Raw genomic sequence first — 17,839 nt, forward strand, 5'->3', positions numbered from 1 at the left:
TCAGCTGGCGCTGACCTTCAGGCCGACCAGGCCGCAGATGATCAGTGCAACGCTGACCAGACGCACCAGGGCCATGGATTCGCCGAACAGGATGATCCCGGCGATGACGGTGCCGACCGCGCCGACGCCGGTCCAGATGGCGTAGGCGGTGCCCAGTGGCAGTTCTTTCATGGCCAGGCCCAGCAGGCCAAGGCTGATGACCATGGCGCCAACGGTGAGCACGGTAGGCAGGGGACGGGTGAAGCCGTCGGTGTACTTGAGGCCGACAGCCCAGCCGACTTCGAACAGGCCGGCGAAGAACAGGATGATCCAGGACATGGTGTGTCTCCATCATTGCAAAGATGGGGCCGTCCCCGGAGTGGTCACGCACAGCGTCGTGAGGTCGTCCTCACAGTGCGCACTATACTGCACATTTGTGGCAGGGGAGGCAAGCCTGGGGGATGAAGGGCGTGCTGCCGAGCGCTTCGCGGGTATACCCGCGAAGAGAATTACTCAATGCCTGACCGAGAGTGCCGGCCGTTCTGCCTCCGGCTCTTCCATGCGCCGGAACCAGGTCGACAGCAAGGCCCCGGAAATGTTGTGCCACACGCTGAACAACGCGCTGGGCACCGCCGCCAATGGCGAAAAATGCGCCGCCGCCAGCGCCGCGCCCAGTCCCGAGTTCTGCATGCCCACCTCCAGCGCCAGCGCCTTGCGCTGGGCCAGCGGCAGCTTGCACAGCTTACCGGTGAGGTAGCCCAGCAGGAAGCCGAAGCTGTTGTGCAGGATCACCACCGCCATGATCAACAGCCCGGACTCGGCGATCTTCGCCTGGCTGGCCGCGACCACGGCGCAGACGATCATCACGATGCTCACCACCGACACCAGCGGCAGTACCTGCACCGCCAGTTGCACCCGGGCACCGAGCAGGCGCTGGGCCAGCACGCCGAGCACGATCGGCAGCATCACCAGTTGCAGGATCGACCAGAACATGTCCATGAACGAGACCGGCAGCCAGGCCGAGGCCAGGAACCAGATCAGCGCCGGGGTCAGCAGCGGCGCGAGCAGGGTGGTCACCGCGGCGATCGCCACTGCCAGCGCCAGGTCGCCGCGGGACAGCCAGACCATCACGTTGGATGCCGTGCCGCTTGGGCAGCAGCCGACCAGGATCACCCCGACGGCGATCTCCGGCGGCAGCTGGAACAGCTGGCACAGCAGCCATGCCATGCCCGGCATGATCACGAAGTGCGCCACCACCCCCAGCGCCACGCGCCAGGGTTGGCGGGCGAGGGCGGCGAAGTCGTCGAGCTTGAGGGTCAGGCCCATGCCGAACATCACCAGGCCCAGCAAGGGCACGATGGCCACCTTGAGGGCGATGAACCATTGCGGCATGAGGAAGGCCAGGCAGGCGAACAGCAGCACCCACCAGGCGAAGGTGTTGCCGACGAAGCGGCTGAGGGCGGCGAGGGCACGCATGGGGCAGGTCCTTTTCTAATTATTCTTTCAGGGCCCATTCGCGGGTGAACCCGCTCCCACAGGGACCGCACCAATCCTGTGGGAGCGGGTTCACCCGCGAATGGGCCAGTGCCGACAGCCTCTGTGCGGCCGTCGGCAGCGGTATGGCAAGCGACTCAGACCCCTTGCGGGATCTCCTCGCCACCCAGCGCCTCGAACAGCACCGGCAGGAACTCGGTGAAGGTCATCATCATCAGGGTGAAGCTGGCGTCGAACTGTTGCTGGGCCTCGTCGCCGCCATCCTGTTCGGCCTGCTCCTGCAGCAGCTCCTCGAACTTCAGGCGCTTGATCACCATTTTGTCGTCGAGCACGAACGACAGCTTGTCCTGCCAGGCCAGGGCCAGCTGGGTGACCACCTTGCCGGTGCTCAGGTGCAGCTGGATTTCCTCGCTGGTCAGGTCCTGGCGCTTGCAACGCACGATGCCGCCGTCTTCGCCGGTGTCGCGCAGTTCACATTCGTCGAGGACATAGAAGCCCTCGGCGGCCTGTTGCGACTTGACCCAGTCGGTCATGGTCGCGCTCGGCGCGATCTTCACCGTGGCCGGGCGCACCGGCAGCGAGCCGATCACTTCGCGCAGGGTCGACAGCAGGTCCTCGGCGCGCTTGGCGCTGGCCGAGTTGACCAGGATCATGCCCAGGCGCGGGGCGATGGCGGCGAAGATCATCGAGCGGCGGATGAAGGCGCGCGGCAGGAACGCCTGGATGATCTCGTCCTTGATCTGGTCGCGCTCTTTCTTGTAGACCTTGCGCATCTGCTCGGTCTCGATTTCCTCGACCTTCTCCTTGACCGCATCATTGACCACGCTGCTGGGCAGGATGCGTTCTTCCTTGCGTGCGGCGATCAGCATGAACTCACCGCTGACATGGACCAGCGGTGCGTCGGCGCCCTTGCCGAACGGTGCGACGAACCCGTAGGTGGTCAGTTCCTGGCTGGCGCAGGGGCGGGCCGGCTTGCTGGCCAGGGCGGCTTCCAGCGCTTGCGCCTCGAACGGTACTTCCTGGGTCAGGCGATAGGACAGCAGGTTCTTGAACCACATGAGGGGGGATCTCTCCTTAATACATAAGGTGGGCATTATTCTCCGAGCGGCAGTGCTAGGCCAACCCTGTCATAGGGCCAGCAGCTTATAGAGAGGGGGAAACACCCGGCATTGCTAGGTCTTTGAAAGACCTGAGAATTTTTTTTGAAAAAGTTTAAAAAAGTGCTTGCCAGGGTGGCAGCCCCTCCGTAGAATGCGCGCCACACCGAGACGAAGGGTGATTAGCTCAGCCGGGAGAGCATCTGCCTTACAAGCAGAGGGTCGGCGGTTCGATCCCGTCATCACCCACCACTCGATGTATAGCGCGGCGGTAGTTCAGTCGGTTAGAATACCGGCCTGTCACGCCGGGGGTCGCGGGTTCGAGTCCCGTCCGCCGCGCCATATTTAGCTTCCAGGGTCCACTGAACACCCGGAAGCAACAGAGAAAGCGACCTTAGGGTCGCTTTTTTTGTTTCTCATCGAAAGAACCCAATCCTGTGGGAGCGGGCTTGTCGGAACGCGCACCGCCGCGAACACCGGCACGGCCGGTGTCAGGCACCGCAGCGCCTGCTTCGCGGGCTGTTGTTCAGGCCGGGCGTTCTTCCGCGCGCAACGTCAACACTTCATAGCCTGTTTTGGTCACCGCCACGGTGTGCTCCCATTGCGCCGACAGGCTGTGGTCGCGGGTGATCACTGTCCAGCCATCACGCAGGCCACGGGTACCGCGCCCGCCCTGGTTGATCATCGGCTCGATGGTGAACACCATGCCTGCTTGCAGTGGCAGGCCCATGCCCCGTTGCCCGTAATGCAGCACCTCCGGCGCTTCGTGCATCTGCGTGCCGATGCCGTGGCCGCAATATTCGCGCACCACGCTGTAGCCGGCCGCCTCGGCGTGGGCCTGGATGGCGTGGCCGATATCGCCGAGAGTGGCGCCGGGGCGGACCTGCTCGATGCCTTTCCATAATGCCGCGTAGGTGGTGTCGACCAGCCGCCGGGCTTCTTCGCTGACCTGGCCGATGCAGTACATCTTCGACGAATCGGCGATATAGCCGCCCTGTTCCAGGGTGATGTCGACATTGACGATGGAACCTTCGCCCAGCACTTCGTCGGCCTTGGGCATGCCGTGGCAGACCACATGGTCCACCGAAGTGTTCAGCGCATAGGGGAACCCGTACTGGCCCTTGCTTGCCGGGCGCGCCTTGAGGGTCTCGACGATGAAGGCTTCGGCGCGGTCGTTGATCTGCATCGTGGTCACGCCGGGGCGGATGAAACCGTCGAGGTCGGCGAACACCTGCGCCAGCAACTGGCCGGCGCGGCGCATCAGCGCCAGTTGCGCGGCGTCCTTGAGGATGGCCTGGCTCATTGCAGCAATTCCCTGAGGTTGGCCTGTTCCTGGCGCAATAGCTGGCGCAACAGTTCCTGGTAGGTGGCCTGGGGGTGCAACTCGGCGAGCATGCCGAGGCGGATCCAGTGTTCGGCCTGGGCGTTGATCGAGCGTGACAAGGCGGCGCTGGCCACGCGCAGGTCTTCGTGGAGGTCGTCGGCGATCTTGACGATACCCATGGTGCTTTAACCCTCTATATGAAACGTATGCGAATCATATAGCCGCGGCGCTGATCATGCCACACGCTGGTGCGCTGTTCCCTGCCGTGGTGCATGGCGAGCCCCCGGTAAGCCCGTGCTGCCGCGGATGCGGAGAGGGGGAAAGGTGGCCCAGGTTTTGCTGGGTCGTCCTGCATACGGGTCATCAACGTCGATGGCCCTCTCATCACGACGAAGGCGCCGTGTTGCCCTGCTTGCGATCAGCCAGCGGGAGCAGCCGGCGCCTTTGTCGTTTGTGCAGGAGAACGCCAATGAGCAGCAGCGAGGTGCGCAGTGTATGCCCGTATTGCGGGGTCGGGTGCGGTATCGTCATGAATGTCAGCGACGGCAAGGTAGTCAAGGTCAGCGGCGACAAACAGCACCCGAGCAATTTCGGTCGGCTGTGCACCAAGGGCCTGACTGCGCACATACCGCTGGGCAGCGGGCGCATGGGCCAGGCCTTCGTGCGCCGCGAGCGCAACCAGGAACCGGTGCGCACCCGCCTGGACCAGGCCATCGCCGAGGCGGCCGGGCGGTTGCGCGAGATCATCGATAGCCATGGCGCCGATGCCGTGGCGCTGTACGTCTCTGGGCAGATGTCGCTGGAGGCCCAGTACCTGGCCAACAAGCTGGCCAAGGGCTTCATCCGCACCCGCCATATCGAGTCCAACTCGCGGCTGTGCATGGCCAGCGCCGGCAGTGGCTACAAGCAGTCGCTGGGTGCCGACGGGCCCCCTGGCAGCTACCAGGATTTCGAGCGTGCCGAGGTGTTCCTGGTGATTGGCGCGAACATGGCCGACTGTCACCCGATTCTGTTCCTGCGCCTGCTCGACCGCCTCAAGGCCGGGGCCAAGCTGATCGTTGTCGATCCAAGGCGTAGCGCCACCGCCGACAAGGCCGACCTGTTCCTGCCGTTGCGTCCGGGCACTGACTTGGCGCTGCTCAACGGCCTGCTGCACCTGCTGCATGCCAATGGCCACAGCGACGCTGCTTTCATCGCCCGGCACACCGAAGGCTGGGACGCCATGCCGGCCTTTCTCGAGGACTATACCCCCGAGCGGGTTGCCGCCATCACCGGCCTGGACCCGGAGGCGATCCGCGAGGCCGCGCGGTTGATCGGCGAGGCCGGGGAGTGGATGAGCTGCTGGACCATGGGCCTGAACCAGAGCATCCATGGCACCTGGCACAGCAATGCCCTGTGCAACCTGCACCTGGCCACCGGCGCCATCTGCCGCCCCGGCAGTGGGCCGTTCTCGCTGACCGGCCAGCCCAACGCCATGGGCGGGCGCGAGATGGGCTACATGGGGCCAGGGTTGCCCGGCCAGCGCTCGGCCTTGGTGGCCGCCGACCGCGCCTTTGTCGAGCGGCAATGGCAACTGCCGCCCGGGGCCCTGCGCAGTGAGGGGGGCGAAGGCACGGTGGCGCTGTTCGAGCAGCTGAAACAAGGCGAGGTGAAAGCCTGCTGGATCATCTGCAGCAACCCGGTGGCCAGCGTCGCCAACCGCCAGCAGGTGATCGACGGGCTGCGCCAGGCGCAACTGGTGATCAGCCAGGACGCCTTCCTCGACACCGAGACCCACCGCTACGCCGACATTCTCTTGCCGGCGGCGCTGTGGGCCGAGGGTGACGGGGTAATGGTCAACAGCGAGCGCAACCTGACCCTGGCGCCCAAGGCGGTCGAGGCGCCCGGCGAGAGCCTCGAGGACTGGCGCCTGATTGCCCGGGTGGCCAGTGCCATGGGGTATGCCGAGGCGTTCGACTACCCCGATGCCGAGGCCGTGTTCGAGGAGATCCGCCGTTTCCACAATCCGGCCACCGGTTATGACCTGCGTGGCATCGACTATGCCGAACTGCGCCAGGGGCCACGGCAATGGCCGAGCGCGCCGGGGCAGCAGGGCGCGCGCAGCCCGCTGCGCTATGTCGGCGAGAGCGGGCTAGCCTTCCCCACGCCCAGCGGCAAGGCGCGGTTCTTCGCCCGGCCCTGGCTGCCGCCGGCGGAGTCGCCCGATGACGCCTTCCCCTTCGTGCTCAACACCGGCCGGGTGCAGCACCAATGGCACACCCTGACCAAGACCGGCAAGGTGGCGAGCCTGAACAAGCTCGAGCCAGGCCCGTTCGTCGAAATCCACCCCAGCGACGCGCTGCACCTGGGTATCCGCGACAAGGACGCGGTGGCGGTGCGTTCGCGCCGTGGCCGGGCGCAACTACCGGCGCGGCTCAGCGAACGGGTGCAGCCCGGCAACTGTTTCGTGCCCTTCCACTGGAACGACCTGTACGGCGAGGGCCTGGCCATCAATGCGCTGACCTGCGACGCGGTCGACCCGACCTCTTTGCAACCGGCCTTCAAGCATTGCGCCGTGGCCCTGGAACGGGTGGCCGGCGAACGTATCGAGGTCGTCGACCTGAACCACCTGGCGCCTGCGACCATGCCCAGCAGCGCCTTGGCTCCTCGGCATCGCGTGTTGTGGGCGTCGCAGACCGGCAATGGTGAAGGCCTGGCCGAGCGCTGCGCGCAACGTCTGGGCGAGGCGGGCCTGGCGGTGGAACTGAGCAGCATGGAGGCCATCCACCCGACGCAGTTGCAGGGCGCCGCCAGCGTGGTGCTGATCGCCAGTACCTTCGGCGATGGCGAGGCGCCGGACAGCGGCGTGGCGTTCTGGCAGGCGTTGCAGCAAGCGCAGGGCGTCAGCTGCGCCGCCGTGCCTTATGCGGTGCTGGCCCTGGGCGATTCGAGCTATGCGCAGTTCTGCGGTTTTGGCCGCAGGCTCGACCAGCGCCTGGCCGACCTTGGAGCCCGGCGCCTGTTGGCGCGAGTCGATTGCGAGCCCGACTGCGAAGCGGCATTCAGCGCCTGGCTCGATGCCTTGCTGCCTAAGCTGGGTGGCAAGGCGCTGGCGCCACCGACAGCGCGCGCCGGCAAGCCGCAACCCTGGCTGGCGCCTGTGCTGGAAAACCGTCTGCTCAGCGGCCCCGGTTCGAGCAAGGAAACTCGGCAACTGGTGTTCGACCTGCGTGGCAGCGGCCTGAGCTATCAGCCCGGCGACGCCCTGGGCGTATGGCCGCGCAATTGCCCGGCGCTGGTCGATGAACTGCTGGCGCTGATGGGGCTGGATGGCCTGGCTCCGGTCGAGCTGGACACCTTGCCGGCGATGCCATTGCGCACCGCACTGGAACGCCACCTGGACATCACCCAGGTGCGCCGCGCGCAGCTTGAGGTGTTCGCCGAGCAGGCCGAGGGCTTGCGGCGGCTGTTGCAGCCCGAGTGTGAAGCCGAGCTTGGCGACTGGTTGTGGGGGCGGCAGTTGGCCGATGTGCTGATGGCGTATCCCCAGCAACTGCCCATGGCCCGCTGGTTGTCATTGCTCAAGCCCTTGCAGCCGCGGCTGTATTCGATCAGTTCCAGTCCCTTGGCCCATCCCGACCAAGTGCATCTGACCGTTTCCACTGTGCGTTACGGCGTGCGCAAGGGGGTGTGTTCGACCTTCCTCGCCGACCGGGCGACGGCCCTGGAGGTGGCGATTTTCCCGCAGCCCTCGAAGCGCTTTCACCTGCCCGAAGATGACAGCACGCCGATCATCATGATTGGCCCGGGGACTGGCATCGCACCGTTTCGCGGTTTTCTCGAGGAGCGTGAACAACGGCGGGCAAAGGGCGGCAACTGGCTGTTCTTTGGCGAGCAGCATGGCGCCTGTGACTTCTACTACCGCGAACAGCTGCAGGCTTGGGCAGCCACCGGGCATCTGCGTCTGAGCACTGCGTTCTCCCGCGACCAGCCCGAAAAACTCTACGTGCAACAACGGCTGCTGGAGCACGGCGCCGAGCTGTGGCAGTGGCTCGAGGCGGGAGCGATCATCTATGTCTGCGGCGATGCCCGGCGCATGGCCAGGGATGTAGACGGCGCCTTGCGACAGCTGGTGGCCGAGCATGGCGGCATGACGGTCGCGGCAGCGCAGGCCTATGTCGAGGGGTTGGCGAAGAGCAAGCGCTATCGGCGCGATGTGTATTGAGCGCACCAGCCTGGTGAGCGCTGCACCAGGCTGGTTCAATTGTTGGGCCTTGTGTTGGATGCGTCATCAGCAAGGCCCCGCAGTGCACGACCTGGCGGGCAATTGGCACAGTCCCTGCTTTGATCCAGCTACAACAACCCCACCGATCAACGGCGATCGCCCAGGGGCCCCTGATGACACCTACAGGCAAAGGCGCCTGGAGCTTCGGCTCCAGGCGCCTTTTTGCGTTTTCCGTGAGCGAGGATCGGCTATGCAGGCAACAGCGAACGAGGCACAACGACCGCGACTGGTCATCGTCGGCAATGGCATGGTCGGCCATCACTGCGTCGAGCAACTGATCGCGCGCGGCGCCTTGCAGCGCTTCGAGTTGCATGTGTTCGGCGCCGAGCGCCAGCGCGCCTACGACCGCGTGCACCTGTCGGAGTATTTCACCGGCAGCTGCGCCGAGACCCTGGCGCTGTGCCCGCCGGGCTACTACGCCGACAACGGCGTGCACCTGCACCTGGGCGAGGCGGTGCTGGAGATCGATCGCCAGCGCCAGGAACTGGTTACCGCAGAAGGTCGCTACGCCTACGAGCAACTGGTCCTGGCCACCGGGTCCTATCCGTTCGTGCCGTCCATCGAGGGCTCCAGCGGCCATGCGCGTCTGGTCTATCGCACCCTCGATGATCTCGACGCGATCCGTGCCGCCGCCCGCGATGCCCGCCGTGGCGTGGTGGTGGGCGGGGGCTTGCTCGGCTTGGAGGCCGCCAACGCGCTCAAGTCATTGGGCCTGGACGCCCATGTGGTGGAGTTCGCCCCGCGGCTGATGCCGGTGCAGCTCGACAGTGAAGGCGGCGCTGCGTTGCGCGCGCGCATCGAGGCGCTGGGGGTTGGCGTGCACCTGGCGCGCGCCACCCAGTCGATCAGCGCGGGCGAGCATCACCGCTACCGAATGAACTTCGACGGCGGCGAGCACCTGGAAACCGACCTGGTGGTGTTTTCCGCCGGCATCCGCCCGCAAGACGCTCTCGGCCGCGCCTGCGGCCTGGAGATTGCCGCCCGTGGCGGCGTGGTGATCGACGACCACTGCCGCTCCAGCGACCCGCGGATCTTCGCCATCGGCGAATGCGCCGCGTGGAACGGCTGCGTGTTTGGCTTGGTCGCCCCGGGCTACGCCATGGCGCGCAACCTGGCGGCACTGTTGGTGGGCGAGGCGGCGAGCGGATTCAGCGGCGCCGACATGTCGACCAAGCTCAAGCTGCTGGGCGTCGATGTCGGCTCCATTGGCGATGCCCAGGGCGCCACGCCCGGGGCGCGCAGCTACCGCTTCATCGATGAGGCCACGGCCTCGTACCGGCGTTTGGTGGTGGATGCCAGCGGCACGCAGGTACTCGGCGCCGTGCTGGTGGGCGACAACAGCTACTACGACACCTTGCTGCAATACGCCCAGAACGGCATCAAGCTGCCGGCCGATCCGGCCACCTTGATCCTGCCGCAGGGGAGCGGCGCGCCGGCCCTGGGCGTCGATGCCCTGCCTGCCGGCGCGACCATCTGCTCGTGTCACAACGTCAGCAAGGGCGCGGTGTGCGCCGCCATCGACAGCGGCTGTGGCGACCTGGCCACGGTCAAGGCCTGCACCAAGGCCGCCAGCGGTTGCGGGGGCTGCGCGGCGCTGCTCAAGCAGGTGGTCGAGCACGAGCTGGGCGCCCGCGGCGTGAGCGTGGACAACAGCTTGTGCGAGCACTTCAGCTACACCCGCCAGGAGCTCTACGGCCTGGTGCGGGTCGAAGGCATCCGCAACTTCGCCGACCTGCTCGCCCGCCACGGCCAGGGCCATGTCGGCTGCGACATCTGCAAGCCGGCGGTGGGCAACATCCTCGCCTCGTGCTGGAACCAGCCGATCATGGACCCGGCCCTGGTGCCGCTGCAGGACACCAACGACACCTTCATGGCCAACATGCAAAAGAACGGCACCTACTCGGTGGTGCCACGCATTCCCGGCGGCGAGATCACCCCGGACAAGCTGATCGTGATCGGCCAGGTGGCGAAAAAGTACGACCTCTACACCAAGATCACCGGTGGCCAGCGCATCGACCTGTTCGGCGCGCAGTTGCACGAGTTGCCGTTGATCTGGGGCGAGCTGATCGCCGCCGGCTTCGAAACCGGGCACGCCTATGGCAAGTCGACGCGCACGGTGAAGTCCTGCGTCGGCAGCACCTGGTGCCGCTACGGCGTGCAGGACAGCGTGGCCATGGCCCTGCGCCTGGAGGACCGTTACAAAGGCCTGCGCTCGCCGCACAAGCTCAAGTTCGCGGTATCGGGTTGCACCCGCGAATGCGCCGAGGCACAGAGCAAGGACATCGGCGTGATCGCCACCGACAAGGGCTGGAACCTCTATGTGTGCGGCAATGGCGGCATGCGCCCGCGCCACGCCGAGCTGTTCGCCACCGACCTGGACGACGAGACCCTGGTACGCCTAATCGACCGCGTGCTGATGTTCTACATCCGCACCGCCGACAAGCTGCAGCGCACCTCGGTGTGGCGCGAGAACCTCGAGGGCGGGCTGGACTACCTCAAGGCGGTGATCATCGACGACAGCCTGGGCCTGGCCAACGAACTCGAGGCGCAGATGCAGCATGTGGTGGAGCAGTACCAGTGCGAATGGGCCAATGCCTTGAGCGACCCGGAGAAACTCAAGCGCTTCCGTACCTTCGTCAACGACCGGCGCGCCGACCCCGACCTGCACTTCGTCCGCGAGCGCGGCCAGCGTCGCCCGGCGGCGCCGTTGCAGCTGATTCCGATCCATGAGGAGGTTGTCTGATGAGCAAGTCCACTGTTGCGGTTGCGAGTGAAACCCTGTGGCAGGTGGTGTGCCAGGCCGGCGACCTGGTCGCCGATTCCGGGGTGGTGGTGTGGCATGCCGGCGCGCAGGTGGCGCTGTTCTATCTGCCTGGGCAGGGCAGGGAATTGTACGCAGTCGAAAACCGTGACCCGAGATCCGGGGCGAACATTATCGGCCGCGGACTGGTGGGTAATCTGCAGGGGAATGTGGTGGTCGCGGCACCGCTATACAAGCAGCACTTTTGCCTGGCCAGCGGTCGCTGCCTGGAACAGCCCGGGCAGGCGCTGCGGGTATGGCCAGTGCGCCTGAACGGGGGGCGCGTGGAGTTGCAGCTCGGTTGAGCAGCGGTTCATTCCTGCGCGGCGGCCCTGATCTTGGCCAGGCCATTGACCAGGGTCTTGATGTCATCCGGGCTGCCACCGCGGTCAATGCGGTTCGACCACTTGGGGAAGTACAGCTTGAACAACTGGTTGCCGTCCTCGGTCAGGTTGGCCTTGGTCACTTCGAATTGTTCGTCGAGCGAGCCGTCGGCGTGGTACGGGCTCTCGGTCAGTAGCGCGTTGTCCACCAGAAAACGCATCAGCGCCTGGGTCATGTGCGTGGCCAGGGTGCGATAGCTGGTGTTCTTACTGCTGGCCAGCATGGCCGGGTAGCTGTAGCGGATGATCTTCATTTAGGCTCCTGTCAATCGATGCGGATAATACGTGACATGTCGTCAACCTCGACCACTTTCTTGCTCCCCGGGATACGCACATAGGTACCACCGTTGGCGCGAATGGTGGCTTCCTTCGCCCGTTGCACGCCCTTGGGCGCGGTCCCGCTGGTGACTTCGATCGCACGCCACCTGCCATCCTTGGTCTTGACCACGAAATCGAGTATGCGTGATCCCTTGACCTTGCCGATCTCGATGGCATCGTCCACCAGGCTGACGATCTTGCCGTCGGCATTGCGCAGATGGCGCTGCTTGAGCACATTCTTCTTGCCGAACATGGCCTTGAGGATCTTGTGGATCTTGGCTTCGCGCAGGTCGCCGGAAATCTTGTTGGCGATCTTGCACCAGCCCAGTGGGTCTATCCATGCCAGTGGATTCGGCGCGTACAGGTAGACGTTCAGCCCGCCCTGGAGATTGATCGGGTCAGGCTGGGTGTAGCGGCCGATGTCCGGGTCATAAAAACGGAAGGTGTTGTAATGCAGACCGGTCTCGCGGTCGACGTACTGCCCGGCGAAGTGCAGGTTCTGCTGCCTGGACTGCCCAGGGTGGCGCCACTCGTCGATGAACCTGCCCCAGACCTCATGTGCGGCGCGCCAGACCGTTGTGCCTTCAGCGTCCGTGAGCTGCTCCGGCAGTCCGGCCAGGTTGGTGTGGAAGTAGAACACCTCTTCGCTGCCGGGCACCCCATCGATACGGGCAACCGGCACATGGCTGTCGGCATCGGCGTAAAGGTAGAGGCTTGGCTTGCCGTCCTGGACCTCCTGGAGCAGGCGCACTCCCTGCCAGTGGAAGCGGGTCTGGCTGATGGCCTCTGCGGTACCCTCGCGATAGAGGGCCTTGCCGGTACGACGGCCAAGCGGGTCATAGGCGAATTCGACCCGCTCGCGCACCGGGCCACGCTGCTGGTGGACCCGGATCAAGCGCTGCTCGGCGTCGTACTCGAACCATTGGGTCAGGTGACGGCCACTGCGCTTTTCGCTGAGGCGGCCGAACCGGTCGTAGCGGTAACGGCAGTCCTGGTGCACATGGACGCGGTCGTGTCTGGCTGAAGTGCCAGTATCGCGGTTGTCCTGCAGGTTGCCAGCGTGGTCGTAGGCGTAGGCCTCGACCAGGCCATTGGTCTCGCCAAGCTCGCGATGCCAGGCAGCGTGGATGCGTTGGGTTGGGCCGTAGGCGTATTGGGTGCCGCGCTGCCGACCAGTGTCATGGCTTGCGCCCGGATAGTCGGTGACCACCTGGGCGACCAGGTTGTCGCTGGCATCGTAGTGGTAGTCCCTGGCTAACAGGGGAAGTTCTGCGGCCGTCGCCGTACCCAGGTACTGCGCACGCTGGATGATGCGCCCGGCATTGTCGCGGCGGGTACGGGTCTGCAGGCGTCCCTGGGTCCGCAACACCTCTTCATGCAGGCTGTCGCGCTCGAAATCACAGATCAGTTTGCCATCGAGGTTGAGCTGATGCAGGTGGCCACTGCCGTAGTAGAGGTGGTTGATGCGCCGGTTGTCCGGGAGGGTCAGGGTCTGCAGGTTACCCAGTTCGTCATGGCTGTACCGCAATTCACCTTCGGGGTGGCTTTCAGCCAACAGTTGGCCCAGGGCGTCATGGCGAAAGTCCAGTTGCTGGCGTTCACCGGCGGTGTTGGTGAAGGTGATTGACACCAGGTTGTCGGCGGCATCGTAGGCGTAGTCTGTAACACCATCGGCACTGCGCTTGCGCAGCAGGCGGCCGGCTACATCGTGTTCGTAGTCCAGGCGCTGGGCCATGCTGTCGGCCGTCGGTGCGGTATTGGTCAGCGGTGGTTCGACTTCGCCAGAGGGGTGGTGCCAGGCGGTGCGAACCGCGTCCGTCACGCCATACTCGAAGCTGAGCCCGCTGCCGTCCAGGTTCTGCTGGGCGACCTGGCGATCAAGGGCGTCCCATTCGAAACGGTAGTGCTCATCATTCTGGTTGGTCAGTCGCTGCAATCGACCATAGGCGTCATAACTCAGCCGCACTGTCATGCCCAAGGCATCGGTACGTTGGAGCAGACGCCCGCTACCGTCGTAGCGCCAGCGTGTGACGTTGTTGCCAGGGTCGGTGTGGCTCACCACCTGCCCGGCGGCATCCCGTTGGTAGCGGTCAAGGCGGCCGTCGGCGGCTTCATACTCGACCAGGTAGCCACGCCGGTCATGGCGAAACTGTTCACGCTCGTCCCTGGCATTCGAGGTTTCGCACAGGTTGCCGCGGGCATCGTAGCGGTAGCGGGTCTGCTGGCCGGAGCAGTCGCGGTGGTCGAGCAACTGGCCTTGGTCGTTCCAGTGCAGATGACGTTGCTTGCCCAAGGCATCGGTCACTTGTACCAGCCGCCCCTGGCGGTCATAGCGGTAGTGGGTTTCGTGTCCCAGCGGATCGCGTTCGCCGAGCAGGTTGCCGTGGCGGTCATAGGACCTGCGCGTTGTGTGTCCGCCGCGGTCGGTAATGGCTAGCGGCAAGGCCCAGTGGTCGGTGTAGGTGATGCTTTCGATGCGCCCCAGCGGATCGCGACTGGCAATCAGCCGTCCCAATCCGTCGTAGCTGTAATGCCACTCGCCGCCCTGGGGGTCGATCAGGCGCAACGGCATGCCACCTGGCAGGTCCTCCTGCCAGATCCGGCCCAGCGGGTCGATGTGCCGGTAGATCTCGTGGTGAGGTCCCCAGTGGTAGTGGTTTTCGCGGCCCAGGCCATCGATCACCTGGGTCAGGCCGCGCGCCAGGTCGTACTCGAAGCGGTACTCTTGGCCATCGCTGCCCCAGTGCCGGACCACCCGCCACTCATGCTCGGCCTGCGGCTCCAGCAAAGGTGGCATGCGATAGCGGCCATCCTCAGGGTAGCTGACCTGCGGTTTCTGGACGGGCACGTCGAAACGTGCCCATTGATAGTGACGCACAGCACCACTGGGCAGCGTATGACTGGCCATCAGCCCGTTGTCGTCATAGCTGAACTGGCGCACCACCTGGCCTTCTGCGTCGAGGACCGCGGTCAACTGTTGGCCTGCGCTGTAGTGATAGCTGACCAGTGTTTCCCGACGCTCGACCTCGAAGCGCTCGCCAGGTTGCAGGTAAAGACGCTGGATATCGATGACGCGGCGGCTACCGCTAGCGGCGTAGCGCAACTCGATGAAGGTGCGGCCGAACGTGTCACCGAGAAACTGAAGCCGCCCATCATCGTCGTAGAACAGCAGCAGCTCGTTCAGATTACGGTCACCCAGCTTGACCAGCCGCGAGCGCTGTGGCTGGACGGGATCGGTCTGGAACACCTGATAGCGGCCAGCATGAATGTCCTCGACGACGGTGATGCCGGCGTCCTGATGGAAGAAGGCCAGGCCGTCGAGCATGCTGACGAACGCACTGCCGGGCTGTAACTGCCCCAGCTCCAGGCGGTTGCCCACTTCGTCCACATAGATCCACAACTCGCCGCCTTCGGGATGGGCGACACGTTCTATCCGCACTTCATAGGGCACGCTCCAGCCCCTGCCGAACAGGCCGTCATCACGCAAGTCGGCGCTGTGATAAGTGCGTGCCCAATCGATCGGTACCAGCGCCGGCAGGTCGAAATCGACATCCTGCGCGCCCTCCTGCAGCTTGGCTCCGGTCGAGGGCAGCACCGGGTTGCCGATGGTGCAGGCCCTGCCGGACTTAGGCGTGCCTTTGCGGGCGATGAGCATTCCGGCCACCAGGCCGAAGACTTTCGCCAGTGCGCTCTTGCCGTCGCGGATGTCGCGCACGGTCATGGTCTTGCCGCCGATGCGCACGTTGGGCGAGAACGTCATGCCGATCGGGCCGTCGCAGGTGGTCTTGTCGCCGACGCGGGCAGCGGGTTGGCCATTGATGAAGACCTTGCCCGAGCCCTGCGCGACGAACTGTTCGGGCATGGGCGGATGCTTGCTGCAGATCGCCTTGTCGTGAGGCCTGGGGTCGGTGTTAGGGTCCGCAGGCGTGGTCACCGGTGGGTTGAAGATGTCATGGATGGCCGACGCCATGCCGAGCACCGGCAATAGCAGGGTGCCGGCAGCCATGGCGTAGGCACCGACGGTTTCCAGCACCGAAGGTTCGGCTGCGGGTTCGCCGGCGCCTGCCGTGGCTGGCCCGGTACTGACACCAGCCGCCCGCGCCGCGCGCATCCCGTTGACCCGAGTATTGTGCGAGCCTGTTTCGATCGTACCGTACGGCTCCGGCGGAAACATCGAGTTACCGATCCAGTCGCTGAAGTCGGTGATGCGCTCGCCAATGCTCTTCTCGTCGCCCGTGGGCAACATGCTGGCGGCGCTCACCAAGGCGCCAGCGATCAGCGGCGTCAGCGTGGCGGCAGCGCCACCGGTACCGACCACCGCCACCACCGTGCCCGCGATGGCGGCGGCCACGGCGGCGGTGGCCGCTGCGTAGATGACCGCTTCGCTCAGAGCGCTCACCAGCTCGGCCATCAGCGGCGGGTGCAGGATCAGATCGCCCTGGCGGGCGGCGTGCAGGCTGTCATCCATGAGCCATCTCTGAAAGGGATCAGTTCAGCCGCAAACCGGCCTTGATCGTTTCCCAATGGGCAATATCAGTGGGCTCCAGCGGAGTTTGCTTGCTGTAGCTCACCGCGACGAAACGGGCTTGGCCGGCAGGCGCGTAGGCCAACTGGCGCTGGTAGGAAACCACATCTGCACGCTTGAACTGCAGGCTGGTTTCCAGGCCGTGGATGTCACCGGCCACACCGGCGCTGACCGGCTGTGGCTCGCTGATGACCGCCGCAAGGCGCTCGCGCAATTGGGCCAGTTGCTGGTGGTACAGGCTTTCCAGGGTCTGCCCCGCGGGCAGCGGGCTGCGGGCGATCACCAGGCTGGTGCCGCGTTCGCGAAAAGCGAGCATGTTCATGCTGGTGTCTTCGGGCGTTTCATCGCCCAGGTCCAGGACCAGGTCCTGGGTCAGGTAGGCGGCCATAGCGCTGCTCCTTGCGTTGAAGCGGCACACGCTAAAGCTTCGGCGCCGAGCCTGCAAGCGAGCGGCTGGCGCGCAGTGACGAAGGTCACCGAATCGGCATGGCTTGCAGGCCCTGCGCGTGGGGATACACTGCCGGGCATGAACCTCGATACCCGCATCAAGTTCCGTCATCTGTTGTGTTTCCTGGAGATTGCCCGGCAGGGCAGCCTGGCCAGGGCCGCCGATGTGCTCGCCATCAGCCAGCCGGCGATCTCCAAGACGCTCAAGGAGCTGGAGGACCTGCTCGCGACCCGCCTGTTTGAGCGCAATCGCCAGGGCGTGGCGCTGACCACGGCGGGCACGCGCTTTCTGCGGTACGCTGGGCCCAGCGTGCAGGCTCTGCGCGAAGGCGTCGGCAGCGTGCGCGGTGAGGCCTTGCAGCCTTCGCAGGTGCGCATCGGCGTGTTGTCCACGGTCGAGGGCCTGCTGATGCCCGAAGTGCTGTGCCGCTTGCACCAGCGCCATGCGGCCTTGGTGATCAGCGTGGTGACCGGGGCCAGTGCACAGTTGCTTGGGCAGTTGCATGTGGGCGAGCTGGAACTGGTGGTCGGGCGCATGACCGACAGCCCAAGGATCCAGGGGTTGTCGTTCGAGCACCTGTACAGCGAGTCGATGGCCCTGGTAGTGCGCCCCGGGCATCCGTTGCTGGCGCGTCAGCCGTTGGAGCACGGGCTGCTGGCGCGCTACGCCCAGGTGCTGCCGCCGCCGGGAACGACCATTCGCCAGCATGCCGACAGCCTGTTCGTGCAGTGCGGGATCGGCATGGCGGCGCAGCGCCTGGAAACGCTGTCGCTGGCCCTGAGCCGGCGCTATGTACTGGGTAGCGACGCGGTGTGGGTAGCGCCGCGCGATGCGGTGTTGGTCGACCTGGGCCGCGGCGAGTTGGCCGAGCTGGACCTCGGCGTGCGCGAGCCGGGGGGATCGGTGGGCATTTGCCGCAATGCGGCGCTGCCGCAGGGCTTGGCGGCGCAGTGGGTGTGCGAGGTACTGCGCGAGGTGGCCGAGGCCTATCGGGCCGGGGGATACCCCTGAGCGTGGCGCAACCCTTTGGGCAGAGCGTCCGGCGGGCGTGAATACTGGCCATTGGCTGCAGGCGTGATCATGAACAACCTTTAACCTAGGAACTTCCAGCCCGCAACCCGCTCTTATGCCGGTAGCCATTGGTCGCGGCCGCCTGCTAAGCTCGCGGCTTTACCCTGATTGCCCTCATGGCGCATGAACAAGGAAA

Annotated in this window: 12 protein-coding genes and 2 tRNA genes; 6 read left to right on the forward strand and 8 right to left on the reverse strand. The window is 65.4% G+C overall.

Annotated elements, in window-relative coordinates:
* The 3 genes from sugE to rdgC form a co-directional block, all read right to left on the reverse strand.
* On the reverse strand, nucleotides 1-318 hold the full coding sequence (gene sugE / locus HU772_RS06405; RefSeq protein ID WP_134691882.1) for a quaternary ammonium compound efflux SMR transporter SugE: 318 nt from the start codon (nucleotides 316-318) through the stop codon (nucleotides 1-3).
* A gap of 174 nt (nucleotides 319-492) precedes the next feature.
* On the reverse strand, nucleotides 493-1,455 hold the full coding sequence (locus tag HU772_RS06410) for a bile acid:sodium symporter family protein (protein ID WP_186655632.1): 963 nt from the start codon (nucleotides 1,453-1,455) through the stop codon (nucleotides 493-495).
* A 155-nt stretch (nucleotides 1,456-1,610) separates the two neighbouring features.
* Nucleotides 1,611-2,531 (reverse strand): recombination-associated protein RdgC, encoded by a 921-nt coding sequence (gene rdgC, locus HU772_RS06415; RefSeq protein ID WP_186655634.1) that lies wholly within the window; start codon nucleotides 2,529-2,531, stop codon nucleotides 1,611-1,613.
* Nucleotides 2,532-2,746: 215 nt separating this feature from the next.
* On the opposite strand from rdgC, the gene HU772_RS06420 reads away from it, so the two are divergent.
* Both HU772_RS06420 and HU772_RS06425 read left to right on the forward strand, forming a co-directional pair.
* Nucleotides 2,747-2,822 (forward strand) — tRNA-Val (locus HU772_RS06420).
* Nucleotides 2,823-2,835: 13 nt separating this feature from the next.
* A tRNA-Asp gene (locus tag HU772_RS06425) sits at nucleotides 2,836-2,912 on the forward strand.
* Between the two features lie 184 nt (nucleotides 2,913-3,096).
* Here HU772_RS06425 and map read toward each other — a convergent pair.
* Complete coding sequence (gene map, locus HU772_RS06430; RefSeq protein WP_186655637.1) at nucleotides 3,097-3,873, reverse strand: type I methionyl aminopeptidase; 777 nt, start codon at nucleotides 3,871-3,873, stop codon at nucleotides 3,097-3,099.
* Entirely contained in the window at nucleotides 3,870-4,073 is a 204-nt protein-coding gene (locus tag HU772_RS06435) for a ParD-like family protein (RefSeq protein ID WP_186655649.1), read from the reverse strand. The genes map and HU772_RS06435 overlap by 4 nt, the downstream gene beginning before the upstream one ends.
* A gap of 290 nt (nucleotides 4,074-4,363) precedes the next feature.
* On the opposite strand from HU772_RS06435, the gene HU772_RS06440 reads away from it, so the two are divergent.
* The 3 genes from HU772_RS06440 (at nucleotide 4,364) to nirD (ending at nucleotide 11,263) form a co-directional block, all read left to right on the forward strand.
* Nucleotides 4,364-8,098 carry a bifunctional nitrate reductase/sulfite reductase flavoprotein subunit alpha gene (locus tag HU772_RS06440; RefSeq protein WP_186655659.1) on the forward strand — a complete coding sequence of 1,245 codons (3,735 nt, stop codon included), beginning with the start codon at nucleotides 4,364-4,366 and terminating at the stop codon, nucleotides 8,096-8,098.
* A 250-nt stretch (nucleotides 8,099-8,348) separates the two neighbouring features.
* Nucleotides 8,349-10,901 (forward strand): nitrite reductase large subunit NirB, encoded by a 2,553-nt coding sequence (nirB, locus tag HU772_RS06445; RefSeq protein ID WP_186655660.1) that lies wholly within the window; start codon nucleotides 8,349-8,351, stop codon nucleotides 10,899-10,901.
* Nucleotides 10,901-11,263, forward strand: a complete 363-nt coding sequence (nirD, locus tag HU772_RS06450) for a nitrite reductase small subunit NirD (protein ID WP_186655663.1) — start codon at nucleotides 10,901-10,903, stop codon at nucleotides 11,261-11,263. The genes nirB and nirD overlap by 1 nt, the downstream gene beginning before the upstream one ends.
* A gap of 8 nt (nucleotides 11,264-11,271) precedes the next feature.
* On the opposite strand, the gene HU772_RS06455 is transcribed toward nirD, so the two are convergent.
* From HU772_RS06455 to HU772_RS06465, 3 genes are read right to left on the reverse strand one after another with little or no spacing between them, the layout of a single operon-like run.
* Nucleotides 11,272-11,595: a hypothetical protein gene (locus tag HU772_RS06455; protein ID WP_202885375.1), complete on the reverse strand. Its 324-nt coding sequence runs from the start codon at nucleotides 11,593-11,595 to the stop codon at nucleotides 11,272-11,274.
* A gap of 11 nt (nucleotides 11,596-11,606) precedes the next feature.
* Nucleotides 11,607-16,127: an RHS repeat-associated core domain-containing protein gene (locus HU772_RS06460; protein ID WP_186655666.1), complete on the reverse strand. Its 4,521-nt coding sequence runs from the start codon at nucleotides 16,125-16,127 to the stop codon at nucleotides 11,607-11,609.
* Between the two features lie 19 nt (nucleotides 16,128-16,146).
* Nucleotides 16,147-16,572: a DcrB-related protein gene (locus tag HU772_RS06465; RefSeq protein ID WP_186655684.1), complete on the reverse strand. Its 426-nt coding sequence runs from the start codon at nucleotides 16,570-16,572 to the stop codon at nucleotides 16,147-16,149.
* 138 nt (nucleotides 16,573-16,710) lie between these two features.
* On the opposite strand from HU772_RS06465, the gene pcaQ reads away from it, so the two are divergent.
* Nucleotides 16,711-17,643: a pca operon transcription factor PcaQ gene (pcaQ, locus tag HU772_RS06470; protein WP_186655693.1), complete on the forward strand. Its 933-nt coding sequence runs from the start codon at nucleotides 16,711-16,713 to the stop codon at nucleotides 17,641-17,643.
* The last annotated feature ends 196 nt before the right edge of the window (nucleotides 17,644-17,839 follow it).

Origin of the sequence: Pseudomonas xantholysinigenes, assembly GCF_014268885.2 — a bacterium.
Lineage (GTDB): Bacteria > Pseudomonadota > Gammaproteobacteria > Pseudomonadales > Pseudomonadaceae > Aquipseudomonas > Aquipseudomonas xantholysinigenes.